15 protein-coding genes are annotated in these 16,147 nt (G+C 69.2%); 11 read left to right on the top strand and 4 right to left on the bottom strand.

Annotated elements, in window-relative coordinates:
- Positions 1-28 precede the first annotated feature (28 nt).
- The 6 genes from KIH27_RS07040 to KIH27_RS07015 all read left to right on the top strand — a co-directional run bounded on the left by KIH27_RS07040 (position 29) and on the right by KIH27_RS07015 (position 6,606).
- A complete protein-coding gene (locus KIH27_RS07040) occupies positions 29-1,276 on the top strand; it encodes a PPE family protein (RefSeq protein WP_214092216.1) in 1,248 nt (415 codons plus the stop codon).
- Positions 1,277-1,293: 17 nt separating this feature from the next.
- Positions 1,294-1,593: a PE family protein gene (locus KIH27_RS07035; RefSeq protein ID WP_214092215.1), complete on the top strand. Its 300-nt coding sequence runs from the start codon at positions 1,294-1,296 to the stop codon at positions 1,591-1,593.
- A gap of 11 nt (positions 1,594-1,604) precedes the next feature.
- Positions 1,605-2,795, top strand: coding sequence for a PPE family protein (locus KIH27_RS07030; protein WP_214092214.1), 1,191 nt, complete (start codon positions 1,605-1,607; stop codon positions 2,793-2,795).
- An 18-nt stretch (positions 2,796-2,813) separates the two neighbouring features.
- Positions 2,814-4,025, top strand: coding sequence for a sodium-dependent bicarbonate transport family permease (locus tag KIH27_RS07025; RefSeq protein WP_214092213.1), 1,212 nt, complete (start codon positions 2,814-2,816; stop codon positions 4,023-4,025).
- Between the two features lie 264 nt (positions 4,026-4,289).
- Complete coding sequence (locus tag KIH27_RS07020; protein ID WP_214092212.1) at positions 4,290-5,681, top strand: nitrate/nitrite transporter; 1,392 nt, start codon at positions 4,290-4,292, stop codon at positions 5,679-5,681.
- A 151-nt stretch (positions 5,682-5,832) separates the two neighbouring features.
- Positions 5,833-6,606, top strand: a complete 774-nt coding sequence (locus tag KIH27_RS07015; RefSeq protein WP_214092211.1) for a sirohydrochlorin chelatase — start codon at positions 5,833-5,835, stop codon at positions 6,604-6,606.
- Here the strand turns inward: KIH27_RS07015 and KIH27_RS07010 are convergent.
- The 3 genes from KIH27_RS07010 to nirB all read right to left on the bottom strand — a co-directional run bounded on the left by KIH27_RS07010 (position 6,523) and on the right by nirB (position 9,943).
- On the bottom strand, positions 6,523-6,858 hold the full coding sequence (locus KIH27_RS07010) for a cupin domain-containing protein (protein ID WP_214092210.1): 336 nt from the start codon (positions 6,856-6,858) through the stop codon (positions 6,523-6,525). The two genes, KIH27_RS07015 and KIH27_RS07010, sit on opposite strands and share 84 nt — an antisense overlap.
- Positions 6,859-6,998: 140 nt before the next feature.
- Positions 6,999-7,373: a nitrite reductase small subunit NirD gene (gene nirD, locus KIH27_RS07005; protein ID WP_214092209.1), complete on the bottom strand. Its 375-nt coding sequence runs from the start codon at positions 7,371-7,373 to the stop codon at positions 6,999-7,001.
- A complete protein-coding gene (gene nirB, locus KIH27_RS07000; RefSeq protein WP_214092208.1) occupies positions 7,373-9,943 on the bottom strand; it encodes a nitrite reductase large subunit NirB in 2,571 nt (856 codons plus the stop codon). The genes nirD and nirB overlap by 1 nt, the downstream gene beginning before the upstream one ends.
- Before the next feature lie 388 nt (positions 9,944-10,331).
- Here nirB and KIH27_RS06995 point away from each other — a divergent pair, with 388 nt between their 5' ends.
- The 5 genes from KIH27_RS06995 to KIH27_RS06975 all read left to right on the top strand — a co-directional run bounded on the left by KIH27_RS06995 (position 10,332) and on the right by KIH27_RS06975 (position 15,258).
- Entirely contained in the window at positions 10,332-10,628 is a 297-nt protein-coding gene (locus KIH27_RS06995) for an Rv0250c family protein (protein ID WP_214092207.1), read from the top strand.
- 65 nt (positions 10,629-10,693) lie between these two features.
- On the top strand, positions 10,694-11,518 hold the full coding sequence (gene sdhC / locus KIH27_RS06990) for a succinate dehydrogenase subunit SdhC (RefSeq protein ID WP_214092206.1): 825 nt from the start codon (positions 10,694-10,696) through the stop codon (positions 11,516-11,518).
- A 34-nt stretch (positions 11,519-11,552) separates the two neighbouring features.
- Positions 11,553-13,466 carry a fumarate reductase/succinate dehydrogenase flavoprotein subunit gene (locus tag KIH27_RS06985; RefSeq protein ID WP_214092205.1) on the top strand — a complete coding sequence of 638 codons (1,914 nt, stop codon included), beginning with the start codon at positions 11,553-11,555 and terminating at the stop codon, positions 13,464-13,466.
- The gene (locus KIH27_RS06980) at positions 13,466-14,215 is read left to right on the top strand and encodes a succinate dehydrogenase/fumarate reductase iron-sulfur subunit (protein WP_214092204.1); all 750 of its coding nucleotides are present in this window, start codon (positions 13,466-13,468) and stop codon (positions 14,213-14,215) included. Before KIH27_RS06985 ends, KIH27_RS06980 begins: the two co-directional genes overlap by 1 nt.
- A 35-nt stretch (positions 14,216-14,250) precedes the next feature.
- Positions 14,251-15,258 (top strand): aldo/keto reductase, encoded by a 1,008-nt coding sequence (locus tag KIH27_RS06975; protein ID WP_214092203.1) that lies wholly within the window; start codon positions 14,251-14,253, stop codon positions 15,256-15,258.
- On the opposite strand, the gene KIH27_RS06970 is transcribed toward KIH27_RS06975, so the two are convergent.
- Positions 15,255-16,118 carry an aldo/keto reductase gene (locus tag KIH27_RS06970; RefSeq protein WP_214092252.1) on the bottom strand — a complete coding sequence of 288 codons (864 nt, stop codon included), beginning with the start codon at positions 16,116-16,118 and terminating at the stop codon, positions 15,255-15,257. The genes KIH27_RS06975 and KIH27_RS06970 overlap by 4 nt on opposite strands.
- Positions 16,119-16,147 lie beyond the last annotated feature (29 nt).

Raw genomic sequence — 16,147 nt, 5'->3', positions numbered from 1 at the left:
CTTCGCGTAATGATCAGAGGTTTAATTCATGGATTTCGGACTGTTGCCACCGGAAATCAATTCCGGACGCATGTACACCGGCTCCGGGTCGGCGCCGATGCTCGCCGCGGCGACCGCCTGGGACGGGCTGGCGACCGAACTGCACGGGATGGCCGGCGTTTACGAGTCGGCGGCCACCGGTCTGGGGGCCGGCTGGCAGGGTCCGTCGGCGGCGGCGATGACGTCGGCCGTCGCGCCGTACATCAGCTGGCTGAAGACCACCGCGGCGCAGGCCGAGCAGGCGGCGATCCAGGCTCGGACCGCGGCGACGGCCTACGAGGCGGCGTTCACCGCCACGGTGCCGCCGCCGGTGATCGCCGCCAACCGGAGCCTGCTGCTGACGCTGATCGCCACCAACATCCTGGGCCAGAACACCCCGGCGATCGCCACCGCCGAAGCCCACTACGCGCAGATGTGGGCGCAGGACGCCACCGCGATGTACGGCTACGCCGGTTCCGCGGCAGCGGCCGCCGACCTGAGCCCGTTCACCGAACCGCCGCGCACCGCCGATCCCGCCGGCTCGGCCCGCCAGGCCCGCCTGTCTTCGGCCGGCCAGCTGTCCCGGCTGACCCGGGCCGTCCCGCAGGCGATGCGCAACCTCACCTCGATCGCCCGGCCGGCGGCGGCTGCGGCGGCACCGGTCGAATCGCTGCTGCAGGGCATCACCGAGGCGATGTCGGCGCTGACCGGGCCGTACTCACCGCTCGGGCACCTCGGTCTCACCGGCGGCTGGTGGCTGTTCTTCGGGCAGATCCTCGCGCTGGCACAGAACCCGCCGGGGGTCGCCGGCCTGCTCGCCGCACCGAAGGCCGCCACCGGGGCGTTCGCGCCGATCTCGGGCTATCTGGCAGCGGCACCGAGCCCCGCGGGGTTCAACGGCCCGGTGTCGGCGGCACTGAGCCGGGCGGGCCGGATCGGCGCCCTGTCGGTGCCGTCGGCCTGGGCGGGCAGTGCGCCGCCGGCCCACACCGTCGGCACCGTGCTGTCCGGCACCACCACCGCCGGCCCGGCTGCCGCCGAGGACGGTTCGGTCGGCGCGCTGGGCGCGGCGGCCGCACTGTCGGGGCTGACCGCCCGGGCCAGGGACGCCGTGGCGGCCCGGTCGGCGACCGGTCCCGCCCCCCGCATCATCGGCACGGCCGCGGCGTACACCCTGGCACCCGACACCGTTCCCGACGCCGCCGGCGAGGTCACGATCATCGTGGTCCCGGCATCCGAACAGCCGACGCCGCAATAACTCCCGCAGGAGGACAGATGTCATTCGTCACCACCCAGCCCGAACTGCTGGCCACCGCGGCCGCCGAACTGGCCGGCGCCGGGGCGTCGATGAGCGCACTCAACAGCGCAGCGGCCGCACCGACGACGGGCGTGCTGCCGGCCGCGGCCGACGAGGTGTCGCTGCTGACCGCGCTGCAGTTCGCCGCCCACGGCGAGCTGTATCAGGCGGTCAGCACCCAGGCGACGGCGATTCATCAACTGTTCGTGGACACCCTGGTCGCCAGCGGCGAGTCCTACGCGACCGCGGAGGCCGCCAACGCGGCGGCCGCCGGCTGACGGGTTCGACGATGGATTGCGCAGTGCTGCCGCCCGAGGTCACCTCCGGCCGGCTGTACACCGGGCCGGGTGCCGCGCCGATGCTGGCCGCCGCCACCGCCTGGAAGTCACTCGCCGCCGAGTTGCACAGCGCGGCAACGGCGTACGCAGCAGTCATCGCCGAGCTGACCACGTCCTGGCGGGGTCCGTCCGCGACGGCGATGGCGGCCGCCGCGACACCGTACCTGCAGTGGATGTCGGCGACCGGGGCGCAGGCGGCGGACCTCGCCGCCCGCTCCGACGCGGCGGCCGCGGCGTACGCGGACGCGTTCGCCGCGATCGTCCCGCCGCCGGTGATCGCGGCCAACCGCGCCGACGTGGCGACGCTGACCGCGACGAACCTGCTCGGTCAGAACACGCCGGCGATCGCCGCCGCGGAGGCCGCGTACCTGCAGATGTGGCTGCGCAACACCGCCACCATGCAGGGCTACGCGGCGACGTCGGCGGCTGCGACCCGGGCCGAACCGTTCGCCGCACCCCCGCAGGTCACCGACCTGGACGGGCTGCTGGGCGGCCTGGTGGGGTCGTCGTCGGCGTCGGGACTCTACGAGCAGGCGTTCACCGCGACGGTGTCGCTGAGCAAGCTCAGCACGTTCGCCAACGCCGGGATGAGTGCACCGAACCTGGGCATGGTGCAGTTCAAGAACTTCTTCAAACCGGCGGTGACCACCGTCGACCTCCCGAAGTCGACGCTGGGCGCCGCCCTGCGCAGCGCCCCGCCGGCGGCCGCGGTCGGCCCGGCCCCGCCCGTCTTCGCCGGGGCGGCGAACGCGGACCTGGTCGGGCGACTGTCAGTGCCGCCGACCTGGGCCGCCACCGCGCCGGCGATAAGACTCGCCGCCACGGCGCTGCCGAACCCGTTGCCGGCGCTGCCCGCCGGCCTGCCCTCCGGCGCCGTTCCGGCCGCCGCGCTCGGCGGTCTGGCCGGCGGCGCACTGGGCGGCGCCGGTCCCCGGGTGCTCAACGCGACGACGGTGCGGGGCGGCAGTCGGGCCGGCCGGTCACCGGTGCAACTCGACCGGGTCATCGCAACGCTGCAGCGGCAACCGGCGGCGGTGCGACACTGGAACGTCGACGAAGCCGGATTCGACGACCTGATCACCGAACTGTCCAAGAAGCCCGGTATCCACACCGTGCATCTGTCCGCCGAAACACCGAAGTAGACCCTCCCGGAGACCACCATGCTGCACGAGTTCTGGCTGAACTTCACCCACAACCTGTTCAAGCCCTTGCTGCTCTTCTTCTACCTGGGGTTCCTGATCCCGATCCTGAAGGTGGAGTTCGAGTTCCCCTACGTGCTCTATCAGGGGCTGACCCTGTATCTGCTGCTGGCCATCGGCTGGCACGGCGGCGAGGAACTGGCCACCATCGACCCGTCGAGCATCGGCAGCGTCGCCGGCTTCATGGTGCTGGGCTTCGCGACGAACCTGCTCATCGGGATGCTGGCGTACGGGTTGCTGACCCGGATGACGTCGCTGCGCCGCATCGATCGGGCCACGGTGGCCGGCTATTACGGATCGGACTCCGCGGGGACGTTCGCCACCTGTGTCGGCGTGCTGGCCACCGTCGGTATCGCGTTCGACGCGTACATGCCGGTGATGCTGGCGATCATGGAGATCCCGGGCTGCGTGGTGGCGCTGTATCTGGTGGCCCGGCTGCGCCGGAACCGGATGGACCCGGCCGGCACCATGCCCGACGAGCCCGGTTACGACCCGCAGGCGGCGGCCGAACTGGTCACCGCCGCCCAGCTCAGCACCCACCGGGCCGCGACCGTGCGGGAGGCCGGCGTCGAGGAGGAACTGGAGCTGTCGCTGGAGAAACGCGACCATCCGAGCCCGGCGGGCGCCGCGACCCGCGGGATCGTCAGCGGGGCGCTGGTCCGCGAGGTGCTGCTGAACCCGGGGCTGTACCTGCTGTTCGGCGGGCTGGTCATCGGCTTCGTCGGCCGACTGCAGGGCGAATCGGTCATCCGGGACGGCGATCACGTGTTCGTCGCGGCGTTCCAGGGGATGCTCTGCCTGTTCCTGCTGGAGATGGGGATGACGGCGTCGCGCAAGTTGCGTGATCTACGCAGTGCCGGAAGGGGTTTCGTCGCCTTCGGCCTGCTGGCGCCGAATCTGTTTGCGGCACTGGGGATCTTCATCGCGCACGGTTACGCCCTGCTGACCCGCACGCATTTCGAGCCGGGCAGCTACGTGTTGTTCGCGGTGCTGTGCGGGGCGGCGTCCTACATCGCGGTGCCGGCGGTGCAGCGGCTCGCGATCCCGGAGGCCAGCCCGACGCTGCCGCTGGCGGCCTCGCTGGGACTGACGTTCTCCTACAACGTGACGATCGGCATTCCGCTCTACATCCAGTTCACCCATGCCGTCACGGGCTGGCTGCCGGTCGGCTGACCGAGAACGTAACACCGGGCAATCCGGCGGAAACGCCGCGCGAACACACCGGAAACCGAGCCCCGGTAAACCTGCTCCAGGAGGCTGACGGCTCCCCCGGGATCATTCCCGCGGGGAGCCGTTTCCGCAGGTCCGCGTTTCAAGGCTTTCCCAGCCGGCGCACCGCGACTTGCCAGCCCCCGCCGGTACATTCGCACGTCGGAGCGCCCGGAACCCACCGCCGGTCCAGCGGTTCGGGCGGCTCGGAGCAGAAGGAGATCCGCCATGGCAGCAGCGCACCGCATCACCGATTGGAACCCCGAGGACACCGCCGCCTGGGCGGCCGGCAATGCCGCCATCGCACGGCGAAACCTGGTCTGGTCGACGGTGACGATGCACATCGCGTTCTCGATCTGGTCGCTGTGGTCGGTGGTGGTGCTGTTCATGCCGAAGGAGATCTACGGGCTGACATCGGGCGACAAGCTGCTGATGGGCGCTGTCGCCACGCTGGTCGGCGGCTTCTCCCGCATCTTCTACACGGTCGCGACCGCGAAGTTCGGTGGGCGCAACTGGGCGGTGATCTCCTCGCTCGCGCTGATGGTCCCGACCGTGGGAACCCTTCTGCTGGTGGTCAATCCGGGCCGGCCGTTCTGGATGTACATCGCGTGCGCCGCACTGACCGGACTCGGCGGTGGCAACTACTCGGCGTCGCTGGCCAACGTCGACGCGTTCTACCCGCACCGCCTCAAGGGCGTCGCCCTGGGACTGTGCGGCGGGATCGGCAACCTCGGCATCGCGGCCATCCAGCTGGTCGGCCTGCTGGTGCTGGCCACCGTCGGGCACAGCAAGCCGTACCTGGTCTGCGCCATCTACCTGGTGGCGCTGACGATCGCCGCGGTCGGCGCGGCACTGCGGATGGACAACCTGGACCACGCCATCGAAGCCAGCCACATGCGCTCGATCCTGTCGGTGCCGGACACCTGGGCGATCTCGGTGCTCTACAGCGCGGCCTTCGGCTCGTTCATCGGGTTCTCGTTCGCGTTCGTCCAGGTGCTGCACACCACATTCGAGGAAAGCGGACAGAGTTCGGCGCAGGCGTCGCTGTACGCGGCCCGGATCGCGTTCCTCGGCCCCCTGCTGGGTGCGCTGTCCCGCATCTACGGCGGCCGGGTGGCCGACCGGCGCGGCGGCGGCCAGGTCACCTTCGTGGCGTTCATCGGGATGATCCTGTCGGCCGGGCTGCTGGTCGCCACCAGCATCGCCGACGACCGCACGCCCGGAACCGTGACCGCGGTCGAAATCGTGGGCTACATCGCCGGATTCATGGTGCTGTTCGTGCTGGCCGGGATGGCCAACGGCTCGGTGCTGAAGATGATCCCGTCGATCTTCGAGGAGCGCAGCCGCTCGCTGGACCTCAGCGACACCGAGCGCCGGCAGTGGGCGCAGTCGCACTCCGGTGCGCTGATCGGCTTCTCCACCGCGGTCGGCGCTCTCGGCGGGGTGGGGATCAACCTGACCCTGCGGCAGTCCTACGCCAGCACCCACACCGAGACGCCGGCGTTCTGGATCTTCCTGGCCGCCTACGCCATTGCCGCGGCACTGACCTGGGTGATGTACCTGCGCCACCGCAGCCCGGCCGTCACCGAGACACCGGAGCGCGAATCGGTGTCGGTGTGACCGACGCCGCAGCGGCGGCAACGCAGCGGCAACTGGTCGTTAACAGCGTCGACATCGGGTGTGCGTAAACCGGATACATGCACTGCACCATCCGGGCAGCCGGTCCGCGATCCGGGCACGCGGCACTGATGATCGATGAAGCGGAGGCGACATGGACCTGATCATGGTTGCGCACGGGACGCGCAAACCCGAGGGCGTCGTCATGATCGGCGAGCTCGCCGATCGGGTCGGCGCACTGCTGCGCCAGCCGGTGCGGGTGGCGTTCGTCGACGTGCTCGGCCCCACTCCGACCGAGGTCCTGGCCGACCTGGCCGCCGGCGGTGAACCGGCGGTGGTGGTTCCGGCGTTCCTGTCGCGCGGGTATCACGTCAACGCCGATCTGCCCGCGCACGTCCTGGCCAGCGCGCACCCGGACGTCACGGTCACGCCGGCGCTCGGCCTGGACCCGAAGACCACCGCCGTACTGGTCAACCGGCTCAATGAATGCGGTTGGCGCCCCGGCGATTCGGTGATCCTCGCCGCGGCCGGCACCTCCAACCCGACCGGTCAGGCCGACCTGCGCCGCGCCGCGCGCATGCTCTCGAGCCGCATCGGAGCCGAGGTGGAGGTCGCCTTCGCCGCGATCGGGACGCCCGGTATCGCCGACGCGGTCGCCGGCCTGCGTGCCCGCGGCGCGCAGCGGGTGGTGATCGCCTCCTACCTGTTGGCGGAGGGACTGTTCCAGCAGCGACTGCGGGACGCCGGCGCCGACCTGGTCAGCGAACCGCTGGGCACCCACCCGGGGATGATCCGGCTGATCGCCCAGCTCTTCAGCCGGGCCCGCATCATGGCTGCGGTGGCGTCAGGGCTTCTTGGCGACGGTGAGCAGCAGGGTGGCGTCCTCCAGGGCGTTGACCGCGTGGACGGCGGCGGGCACCACCAGTAGGTCACCGGCCCGCCCGATCCAGGAGTCGTCGCCGGAGGTCAGCTTCACCCGGCCGCTGAGCACGTACAGCGTCGAGTCGTCGGCGGAGTTGTCGTGGTCGTCGAGCGTCTGCCCCTCCCGCAGCGCGATGACGGTCTGCCGCAGCACGCATTCGTGCCCGCCGACGACGGTGGTCGCGCTGCGCCCGCTGGATTCCACAGCGGCCCGGTCGAGTTGGTCACGAGCCAGAGCTGTCAGGGAGAATTTCTTCATCTACTCGAACCCGTCCTGTCGTGGCGGCGCGAGTGCGCCGGGACAAGTTCTGAGGTTACCGCCGAACGCAGCGCGCGCAGGGCGATTTCGCGGCAATCGGATGCCCCGAAATCGCCCTGCGCGGGTTCGGACGCTACGGCTCAGGCGGCGACGAGCGGTGCCGCGTCGGTCCGGCAGACCTCGACGTAGCCCTCATCGGTGATCCGGGTCGGGTAGACCCGCACGGAGAACTCCGGGTTGTCCAGGCAGCTGCCGTCGTCGAGAGCGAAGGCTTGCTTCTTCAGCGGTGACTGCACCACGTCCCGGCCGGCCCGGTCACCGACGATGCCGCGCGCCAGCACCGCCGCCTTGAAGAACGGGTCCATGTTGCAGATCGCGTGCACCGAACCGTCATCGAGCCGGAACAGCGCCGCCTGCTTGCCGTTGTCGAGGAGCACTGCCACACCGAAACCGGGAATCAGGTCCTCGTACTTGCACGCGGTGGTCCACACCTGGGTGTCGTTGGAAGTGGTCATCAGTCCTCCTCGGCGGTTGAGCCCGGCACCTCGATGGGCAGCGGGATTTTGCGGCCGTCACGCTCGATGAACGCGACGGTGGAATCTTCGGCTTCCGGTGCGTTGACGAACGACACGAAGCGCGACAGCTTCTCCGGGTCGTCCAACACGCCCTTCCACTCGTCGGAGTAGTTGTCGACGTGGCGCTGCATCGCCGCCTCGAAATCGGCGGCCAGCCCCAGTGAGTCCTCGACGACGACCTGGCGGACATGCTCGAGGCCGCCCTCCAGCGCCTCCAGCCACGGCGCGGTGCGCTGCAACCGGTCGGCGGTGCGGATGTAGAACATCAGGAAGCGGTCGATGTAGCGGAACACCGTCTCGGTGTCGATGTCGCTGGCCAGCAGCTGCGCGTGCTTGGGCGTCATGCCGCCGTTGCCGCCGACGTAGAGGTTCCAGCCGATCTCGGTGGCGATCACACCGACGTCCTTGCCGCGCGCCTCCGCGCATTCGCGGGCACAGCCGGAGACACCCATCTTGATCTTGTGCGGCGCCCGCAGTCCCCGGTAGCGCATCTCCAGGTCGATGGCCATCTTCACCGAGTCCTGCTGGCCGTAGCGGCACCAGTCGCTGCCGACGCAGCTCTTCACCGTGCGCAGCGACTTGCCGTAGGCCTGACCGGACTCCATGCCGGCGTCGACGAGCTTGCGCCAGATCGCCGGCAGCTGGTCGACCCGCGCGCCGAACATGTCGATGCGCTGACCGCCGGTGATCTTGGTGTACAGCCCGAACTCCTGGGCGATCTGGCCGATCAGGATCAGGTGCTCGGGCTTGATCTCGCCACCGGGCACCCGCGGCACCACCGAGTAGCTGCCGTTGCGCTGGATGTTGGCCAGGAAACGGTCGTTGGTGTCCTGCAAGGTCGCCTGCTCACCCTCGAGGATGTGCTCCGAGCCGGTGGAGGCCAGGATCGAGGCGACGGTGGGCTTGCAGATGTCGCAGCCGTGTCCGGTGCCGTACCGCGCCAGCAGTTCGGAGAAGGTGCGGATTCCGCTGGCCTGGACGATCGTGAACAGCTCGGCACGCGACTGCCCGAAGTGCTCGCACAGCGCCTTGGACTGCTCCACGCCCTCGGCGATCAGCAGATCCTTGAGCAGCGGGATGCACGAACCGCAGGAGGTGCCGGCCTTGGTGCGGTCCTTGAGCGCCTGCACGTCGTGGCAGCCGTCGTTGATCGCCTCGACCAGGTCGGCCTTGCTGACGTTGTTGCAGGAGCAGATCTGCGCCGAGCCGGGCAGCGCGCTGATACCGAGCTGGATCTTGCCGGCGCCGCTGACATCCGGCGGGCTGATCAGCGCCAGCGGGTCGCCGGGCAGTTCAGCGCCGACCATCGGCCGCAGCACCCCGTAGGCCGAGGCGTCGCCGATCAGGATCCCGCCGAGCAGGGTCTTGGCGTCATCGGAGAGCACCAGTTTGGCGTAGGTCCGCTTGATCGGGTCGTTGACGACGACCGACAGCGCGTTCTCGGTGACGCCCATCGCGTCGCCGAAGCTGGCGACGTCGACGCCGAGCAGCTTCAGCTTGGTGGACATGTCCGCCTCGCCGAATTGCGCAGTGCCACTGAGCAACCGGTCCGCGACGACCTCGGCGCTGGCGTAACCCGGGCCGACCAGGCCGTAGCAGACGCCTTCGATCGCGGCGACCTCACCGATCGCGTACACGTCCGGGTCGCTGGTCTGGCAGTACAGGTCGGTGAGCACACCGCCGCGCTCGGCGATCGCCAGGCCGGCCTCCCGGGCCAGCTCGTCGCGCGGCCGGACACCCGCGGCGAAGATCACCAGGCCGGCGTCGATGACGGTGTCGTCGGAGAGGCGCACCCGCAGGGTCGGCGCCCCGTGCTCGTAGGTGACCTGCTCGATGGCGGCGGTGCCCACGCCGACGTGCACGGCGATGCCCAGGTCGGAGATCATCCGGCCCAGCAGCACGCCGCCGGCCTCGTCGAGCTGCTGCGGCATCAGCCGGGGCGCCATCTCCACGATGTGCGGTTCGATCCCGGAGTTGCGCAGCGCGTTGGCGGCTTCCAGGCCCAGCAGCCCGCCGCCGATCACCACGCCGGCGCTGGTGCGGCCGGCCTCGAGCATGCACTGGATGTCGGTGCGGATGCCGTCGAGGTCGTCCAGGGTGCGGTAGACGTGGCAACCGGGCAGGTCGTGGCCGGGCACCGGCGGGATGAACGCCCGCGACCCGGTGGCGACCACCAGCGCGTCGTAGGGGTAGCTCTGACCGTCGGCGGCCGACACGGTCTTACCGGTCAGGTCGATCCCGGTGACGCGGGTGCTCAGCAGCAGCCGGACCTGCTCGTCGTCGGCGTAGTCGCTGCCGGGCAGCACCAGCCGACTGCGGTCCCAGCCGTCGGTGTAGGAGGTGAGCCCGACCCGGTCGTAGGCGGGGTCGGATTCCTCGGCCAGGACGGTCACGCGCCAGGGGCTCTCGGCGCCGCGACTGCGCAGTGCCTCGACGAAACGGTGGCCCACCATTCCGTGCCCGACCACGACGAGGTCGCGTGTGCCACTCGGGGTTTCGGTTGCAGCCATACGGCGAGGTTAGGTCGCCCATGTTGCCGCAGTATCGCCATACGTTACGTCCGCGTGACGGCGTGCTCACGGGGGTGTGAGACCGTTCACGGCCCCGTCACGATGTGGGACCGTTCACCGCCGGCGGCCGCGGAACCTCAGCGCGACCGACTCAGGTTCCGCCGGGATGCGTTCTCGGCGGCGCACGACACAGCGGATCGCCGACACCAGGCAACCGGCCCGGCCGCCGGAAGACCGGAAAACCGGAAAACCCCCGCACACACCGCGTGTCGGGGTTTTCCGGCCACCGAACACGACCCCCAAGAACGTGACCTGTCTCACGTTTCGTTCCGGATATGGCTAGCATCGGGTGAACGTACTGTGATCCGTAACACTCCGAGGAGGTCCGGTGTCGAGCACTTCTGAACTCACCGAACTGCACAACCTGATCGGCGAACTGCGCAACTGCGTGCTGGGGCTGAAGACCCGCCTCGGTGACATCCCCGGCATGCGCCGCATCGAGATGGACGCCGAGCGCATCCTCACCGACGTCCAACTGCTCGAATCCGACGCCGGCGAGCTGGACCTGCAGCGCTGGGCCGCCGAGCGCGCCAAGGAGAAGATCGCGGTCCCCGACACCGAGTACGACTCCGAGTTCTGGCGTGACGTCGACGACGAGGGCGTAGGCGGCCAGGGCAGGCACTGACCCAACCGGGTGCTGCTGTCGCACGGGCGCCCTCCGACGAGTAGAGCCGAAGGGAACCCGATCAGATGAGCGCACCCGCCGTGAACGGCCCCGGCGTCTTCTCGTCGACCCGCGCACGGATCGCGCAACGCACCCTGCGCAGCGACCGATGGTGGCTGTCCCCGCTGCGGGTCAACCTCGGGCTGGACGCGTTCATCGTCTACGCGACCATCCGCTCGTTCTGGGGCAGCGCGTACTGGGTGGACAAGTACCACTACCTGACGCCGTTCTACTCGCCGTGCCTCAGCAAGTCCTGCGTCGCCGGATCCAGCCACCTCGGGCAGTGGCTGCCGGAGTTCCCGCGCTGGATTCCGCTGGGGGCGTTGATATTGCCGGTGCTGCTGTGCTTCCGGTTGACCTGCTACTACTACCGGAAGGCCTACTACCGCGCGTTCTGGCTGTCACCGGCGGGCTGCGCGGTGCCGGAGCCCCGCGCGCACTACACCGGGGAGACCCGGTTCCCGCTGATCTTCCAGAACAGCCACCGGTACTTCTTCTATGCGGCGTTCCTGCTGGCCTGCCTGAACACCTACGACGCGATCGTGGCGTTTCACTCCGATGACGGCCCGGGTGGGTTCGGGTTCGGGCTGGGCAACATCGTCCTGCTGGGCAACGTGGTGATGCTGTGGGCCTACACCGGCGGCTGCCACTCCTGCCGGCACGTGTTCGGCGGACGGCTCACGCACTTCTCCAAGCACCCGGTCCGGTACTGGCTGTGGTCGAAGATCAGCTGGTTCAACGGGCGGCACATGCAGTTCGCCTGGATCACGCTGGGCACGCTGGCGTTCACCGACGCCTACATCGCCGCGGTCGCCAGCGGGATCATTCCCGACCTGAGATTTGTTGGCTGACAACCGCTTTCCGACGAAGGGTAATCGAGTATTCATGGTTGAAGTCGAACGGCACTCCTACGACGTGGTCGTGATCGGTGCCGGCGGCGCGGGGCTGCGCGCGGTCATCGAGGCCCGGCAGCAGGGCCTTTCGGTGGCGGTGGTCTGCAAGTCGCTGTTCGGCAAAGCCCACACGGTGATGGCCGAGGGCGGCTGCGCGGCCTCGATGGGCAACGTCAACGCCAAGGACAACTGGCAGGTGCACTTCCGCGACACCATGCGCGGCGGGAAGTTCCTCAACAACTGGCGGATGGCCGAACTGCACGCCCGGGAGGCCCCCGAGCGGGTCTGGGAACTGGAGACCTACGGTGCGCTGTTCGACCGCACCAAGGACGGGAAGATCAACCAGCGCAACTTCGGCGGGCACACCTACCCGCGACTGGCGCACGTCGGCGACCGCACCGGTCTGGAGTTGATCCGCACCATGCAGCAGAAGGTCGTCTCGCTGCAGCAGGACGATCATGCCGAGTTCGGCGACTACGAGGCGAAGATCAAGGTCTTCCACGAGTGCACGATCACCGAGCTGATCCTGGACGGTGACCGGATCGCCGGGGCGTTCGGCTACTGGCGGGAGAGCGGCAAATTCGTGCTGTTCGAGTCGGCCGCGGTGGTGCTGGCGACCGGCGGCATCGGCAAGTCGTTCAAGGTGACGTCGAACTCCTGGGAGTACACCGGCGACGGGCACGCGTTGGCGCTGCGGGCCGGGGCGAGCCTGATCAACATGGAGTTCGTCCAGTTCCACCCGACCGGCATGGTCTGGCCGCCGAGCGTGAAGGGCATTCTGGTCACCGAGGGCGTCCGCGGCGACGGCGGGGTGCTGAAGAACTCCGAGAACACCCGGTTCATGTTCGGTTACATCCCGCCGGTGTTCAAAGGCCAGTACGCCGAGACCGAGGCCGAGGCCGACCAGTGGCTCAAGGACAACGACTCGGCGCGCCGCACCCCGGACCTGCTGCCCCGCGACGAGGTGGCCCGGGCGATCAACTCCGAGGTCAAGGCCGGCCGGGGTTCACCGCACGGCGGGGTGTACCTGGACATCGCATCGAGGCTGACGCCGGCGGAGATCAAGAAGCGGCTGCCGTCGATGTACCACCAGTTCATGCAGCTCGCCCAGGTCGACATCACCAAGGACGCCATGGAAGTCGGCCCGACCTGCCACTACGTGATGGGCGGCATCGAGGTCGACCCGGACACCGCGGCGTCGTCGGTGCCGGGGTTGTTCGCCGCCGGCGAGTGCTCCGGCGGCATGCACGGCTCCAACCGACTGGGCGGCAACTCGCTGTCGGACCTGCTGGTGTTCGGCCGCCGCGCCGGGCTGGGCGCCGCCGAATACCTGCGAGGGCTCACCGGCAGGCCGGCGGTGTCGGCGGCGGCGATCGACTCGGCCGCGGCGCTGGCCCTGGCCCCGTTCAACCCGCCGCCCGCCGGCGTCACCGCGGAGAACCCCTATCACCTGCACGCCGAACTGCAGCAGTCGATGAACGACCTGGTGGGCATCATCCGCAACGCCGATGAACTGGCGCAGGCGCTCGCCAAGATCGAGGACTTCAAGTCCCGGCTGGCGAACCTGACCGTCGAAGGCGGCCGGGAGTACAACCCCGGCTGGAACCTCGCGGTCGACCTGCGCAACATGCTGCTGGTCAGCGAGTGCGTCGCCAAGGCCGCGCTGCAGCGCACCGAGAGTCGCGGCGGGCACACCCGCGACGACTGCCCCGGCATGGACGCCGACTGGCGTAAGACGCTGCTGGTCTGCCGGGTCGCCGACGATCGTGTGGTGCCCGACATCACGATCACCCCGGAGGCGCAGCCGGGGATGCGGGAAGACCTGCTGGACCTGTTCGAGATCGCCGAACTGGAGAAGTACTACACCGCAGAGGAACTGGCCGACCACCCGGGACGGAGAGCCTGATGACGTACGACGCACGGTTTCGGGTCTGGCGCGGCGACGCCGACGGCGGCGAACTGCGGGACTTCACCGTCGAGGTGAACGAGGGCGAGGTGGTGCTCGACGTGATCCACCGACTGCAGGCCACCCAGACCCCGGACCTGGCGGTGCGGTGGAACTGCAAGGCCGGCAAGTGCGGGTCGTGTTCGGCGGAGATCAACGGCTTCCCGCGGCTGATGTGCATGACCCGGATGTCGATGTTCGACCCGGAGCAGACCGTGACCGTCACCCCGATGCGGGCGTTCCCGGTGATCCGCGACTTGGTCACCGACGTGTCGTTCAACTACGTCAAGGCTCAGCAGATGCCGGCGTTCAAGCCGCCGAAGGACCTCAAGCCGGGCGAGTACCGGATGCAGCAGCGCGACGTGGAGCGCTCGCAGGAGTTCCGCAAGTGCATCGAATGCTTCCTGTGCCAGGACGTCTGCCACGTCATCCGCGACCACGAGGAGAACAAGAAGATCTTCTCCGGGCCGCGGATGTTCATCCGGCTGGCGGAACTGGAGATGCACCCGCTGGACACCGCCGACCGGCGTGACTTCGCTCAGGACGACGCCGGTCTGGGTCTGTGCAACATCACCAAGTGCTGCACCGAGGTGTGCCCGGAGGGCATCAAGATCACCGACAACGCGATCATCCCGATGAAGGAGCGCGTCGCCGGCAACCGTTACGACCCGATCGCCTGGGTGGGCCGGCGATTTCGGCGCGATAAGTAGCGCTGAGCGGGACGAAACGCGCCGAAATCAGTGGCATGCACACCACACGACTGGGCCGCAGCGGGTTAGAGGTCTCCCGCCTGGCGCTGGGCACCTGGGAGTTCAGCGGGGCGTGGGGCGCCGTCGACGAGGACCACGCCGTCGCAATCGTCCGGCGGGCCCGCGAACTCGGTTTCAACTTCTTCGACACCGCCCATGAGTACGGATTCGGCACGGCCGAGCGGATTCTGGGCACCGCGCTGCGCCACGACCTCGACCACGCCCGCGACGAGGTGGTGATCGCCACCAAGGGCGGGCTGCGCGAGACCGCCGACGGCCCGGTCCGCGACGCGCGGCCGGAGTTGCTGCGCACCGACGTCGACGCCAGCCTCACCGCCCTCGGCGTCGACCACATCGACCTGTACCAGGTGCACTGGCCGGATCCGAGGACCCCGGCGGCCGAAACCGCCGGCGCGCTGGCCGAACTCGTCGCCGCCGGCAAGATCCGCCACGTCGGCGTCTCGAATTACGATGCGGCACAGGTGGCGGAGTTCGCCGCGGTGCTGCCGGTGGAGACGGTGCAACCGCCGCTGAGCATGCTGCGCCGGGCGGCCCTCGACACGCTGCTGCCGTACTGTCGGGCACACGACATCGGGGTGCTGGCCTACGGCGCGCTGGCGCACGGCATGCTCACCGGGACCGTCACCGCCGCAAGCGAATTCGCGGCCGACGACTGGCGCGTCAAGAGCGGGTTCTTCGACGGCGACGCGTTCACCCGCAATCTCGCCGTGGTCGAGAGCCTGCGGGCGGTCGCGGCCGGCCGCGGTGTCACCGTCAGTCAGTTGGCGATCGCGTGGGTGCTGGCCCAACCCGGGGTGCACGTCGCCCTGCTGGGCGTGCAGCATCTCGGCCATCTGCAGGACAGCGCCGCCGCCACCGAGATCACCCTGTCCGCCGCGGATCTCACCGCGATCGACGAGATCCTGGCACCGGCCGCACCGCTCGGCGGCCCCTATCCGGAGATGTGGAAGGAGTTCGCCGAGCGGGAGTCCGACACCGGTTAGGTGCCGACGAACGTCATCGGGTGGTGGTGAATCCGGGTGCCGTCGTGCAGGCCGTTGAGCACGTCCATGTCGTCGGCGCCCAGACTGAAGTCGAAGACGTCGATGTTCTCCAGGATGCGGTCCAGCTTCGACGAGCGCGGGGTGACCACGTTGCCCAGTTGCAGGCTCCACCGGATCAGCACCTGCGCGGGTGAGCGGTCGTACTTCGCGGCGAGCGCCTGCACCGTCGGGTTCTCGACGACCCGCACGATCGTGTGCCGCTCGCCGAAGCCGAGCGGGCTGTGCGCCTCGGTGACGATGTCGTGTTCGGCGTGGAACTGCCGCAGTTCCTCCTGGTTGAACAGCGGGTGCAGTTCGACCTGGTTGAGTGCGGGTGCCACCGCCGTCTCGTCGATGATCTCGGTGAGCAGTTCCTCGGTGAAGTTGCAGACGCCGATCGACCGGACCAATCCCTCTTCGCGGGCGTGGATCATGGCCTGCCAGCTGTCGAGGTACTTACCGACCTTCGGCGCCGGCCAGTGCATCAGGTACATGTCCAGGTAGTCCAGGCCGAGCCGGTCGATGCTCTCCTGGCAGGCATCCAGCGTGCTGGCATAGCCCTGCTGGGAGACACCGAGCTTGGTGCTGACGACCAGTTCCGAGCGGGGGACGCCGGACGCCTCGATGGCGCGGCCGACGGCGGCCTCGTTGCCGTAGGAGGCGGCGGTGTCGATCAGGCGGCAGCCGCTTTCCAAGGCCGCCAGCACCGAGGCCTCGGTCTGCTCGTCGGAGAGTTTGGCCACCCCGATCCCGAGGACGGGCACCGCCGCCTGGTCGTTGAGGGTGATCTGGGGAATCTGGCCGGGATATTCACCGTCCAGGCTGAGTTCTGGTGCATACGAAGTAGTCA

The organism is Mycolicibacter acidiphilus, from assembly GCF_018455725.1.
GTDB classification, from domain to species: Bacteria; Actinomycetota; Actinomycetes; order Mycobacteriales; family Mycobacteriaceae; genus Mycobacterium; species Mycobacterium acidiphilum.
This window is presented reverse-complemented; position numbering and strand designations above follow the sequence as displayed.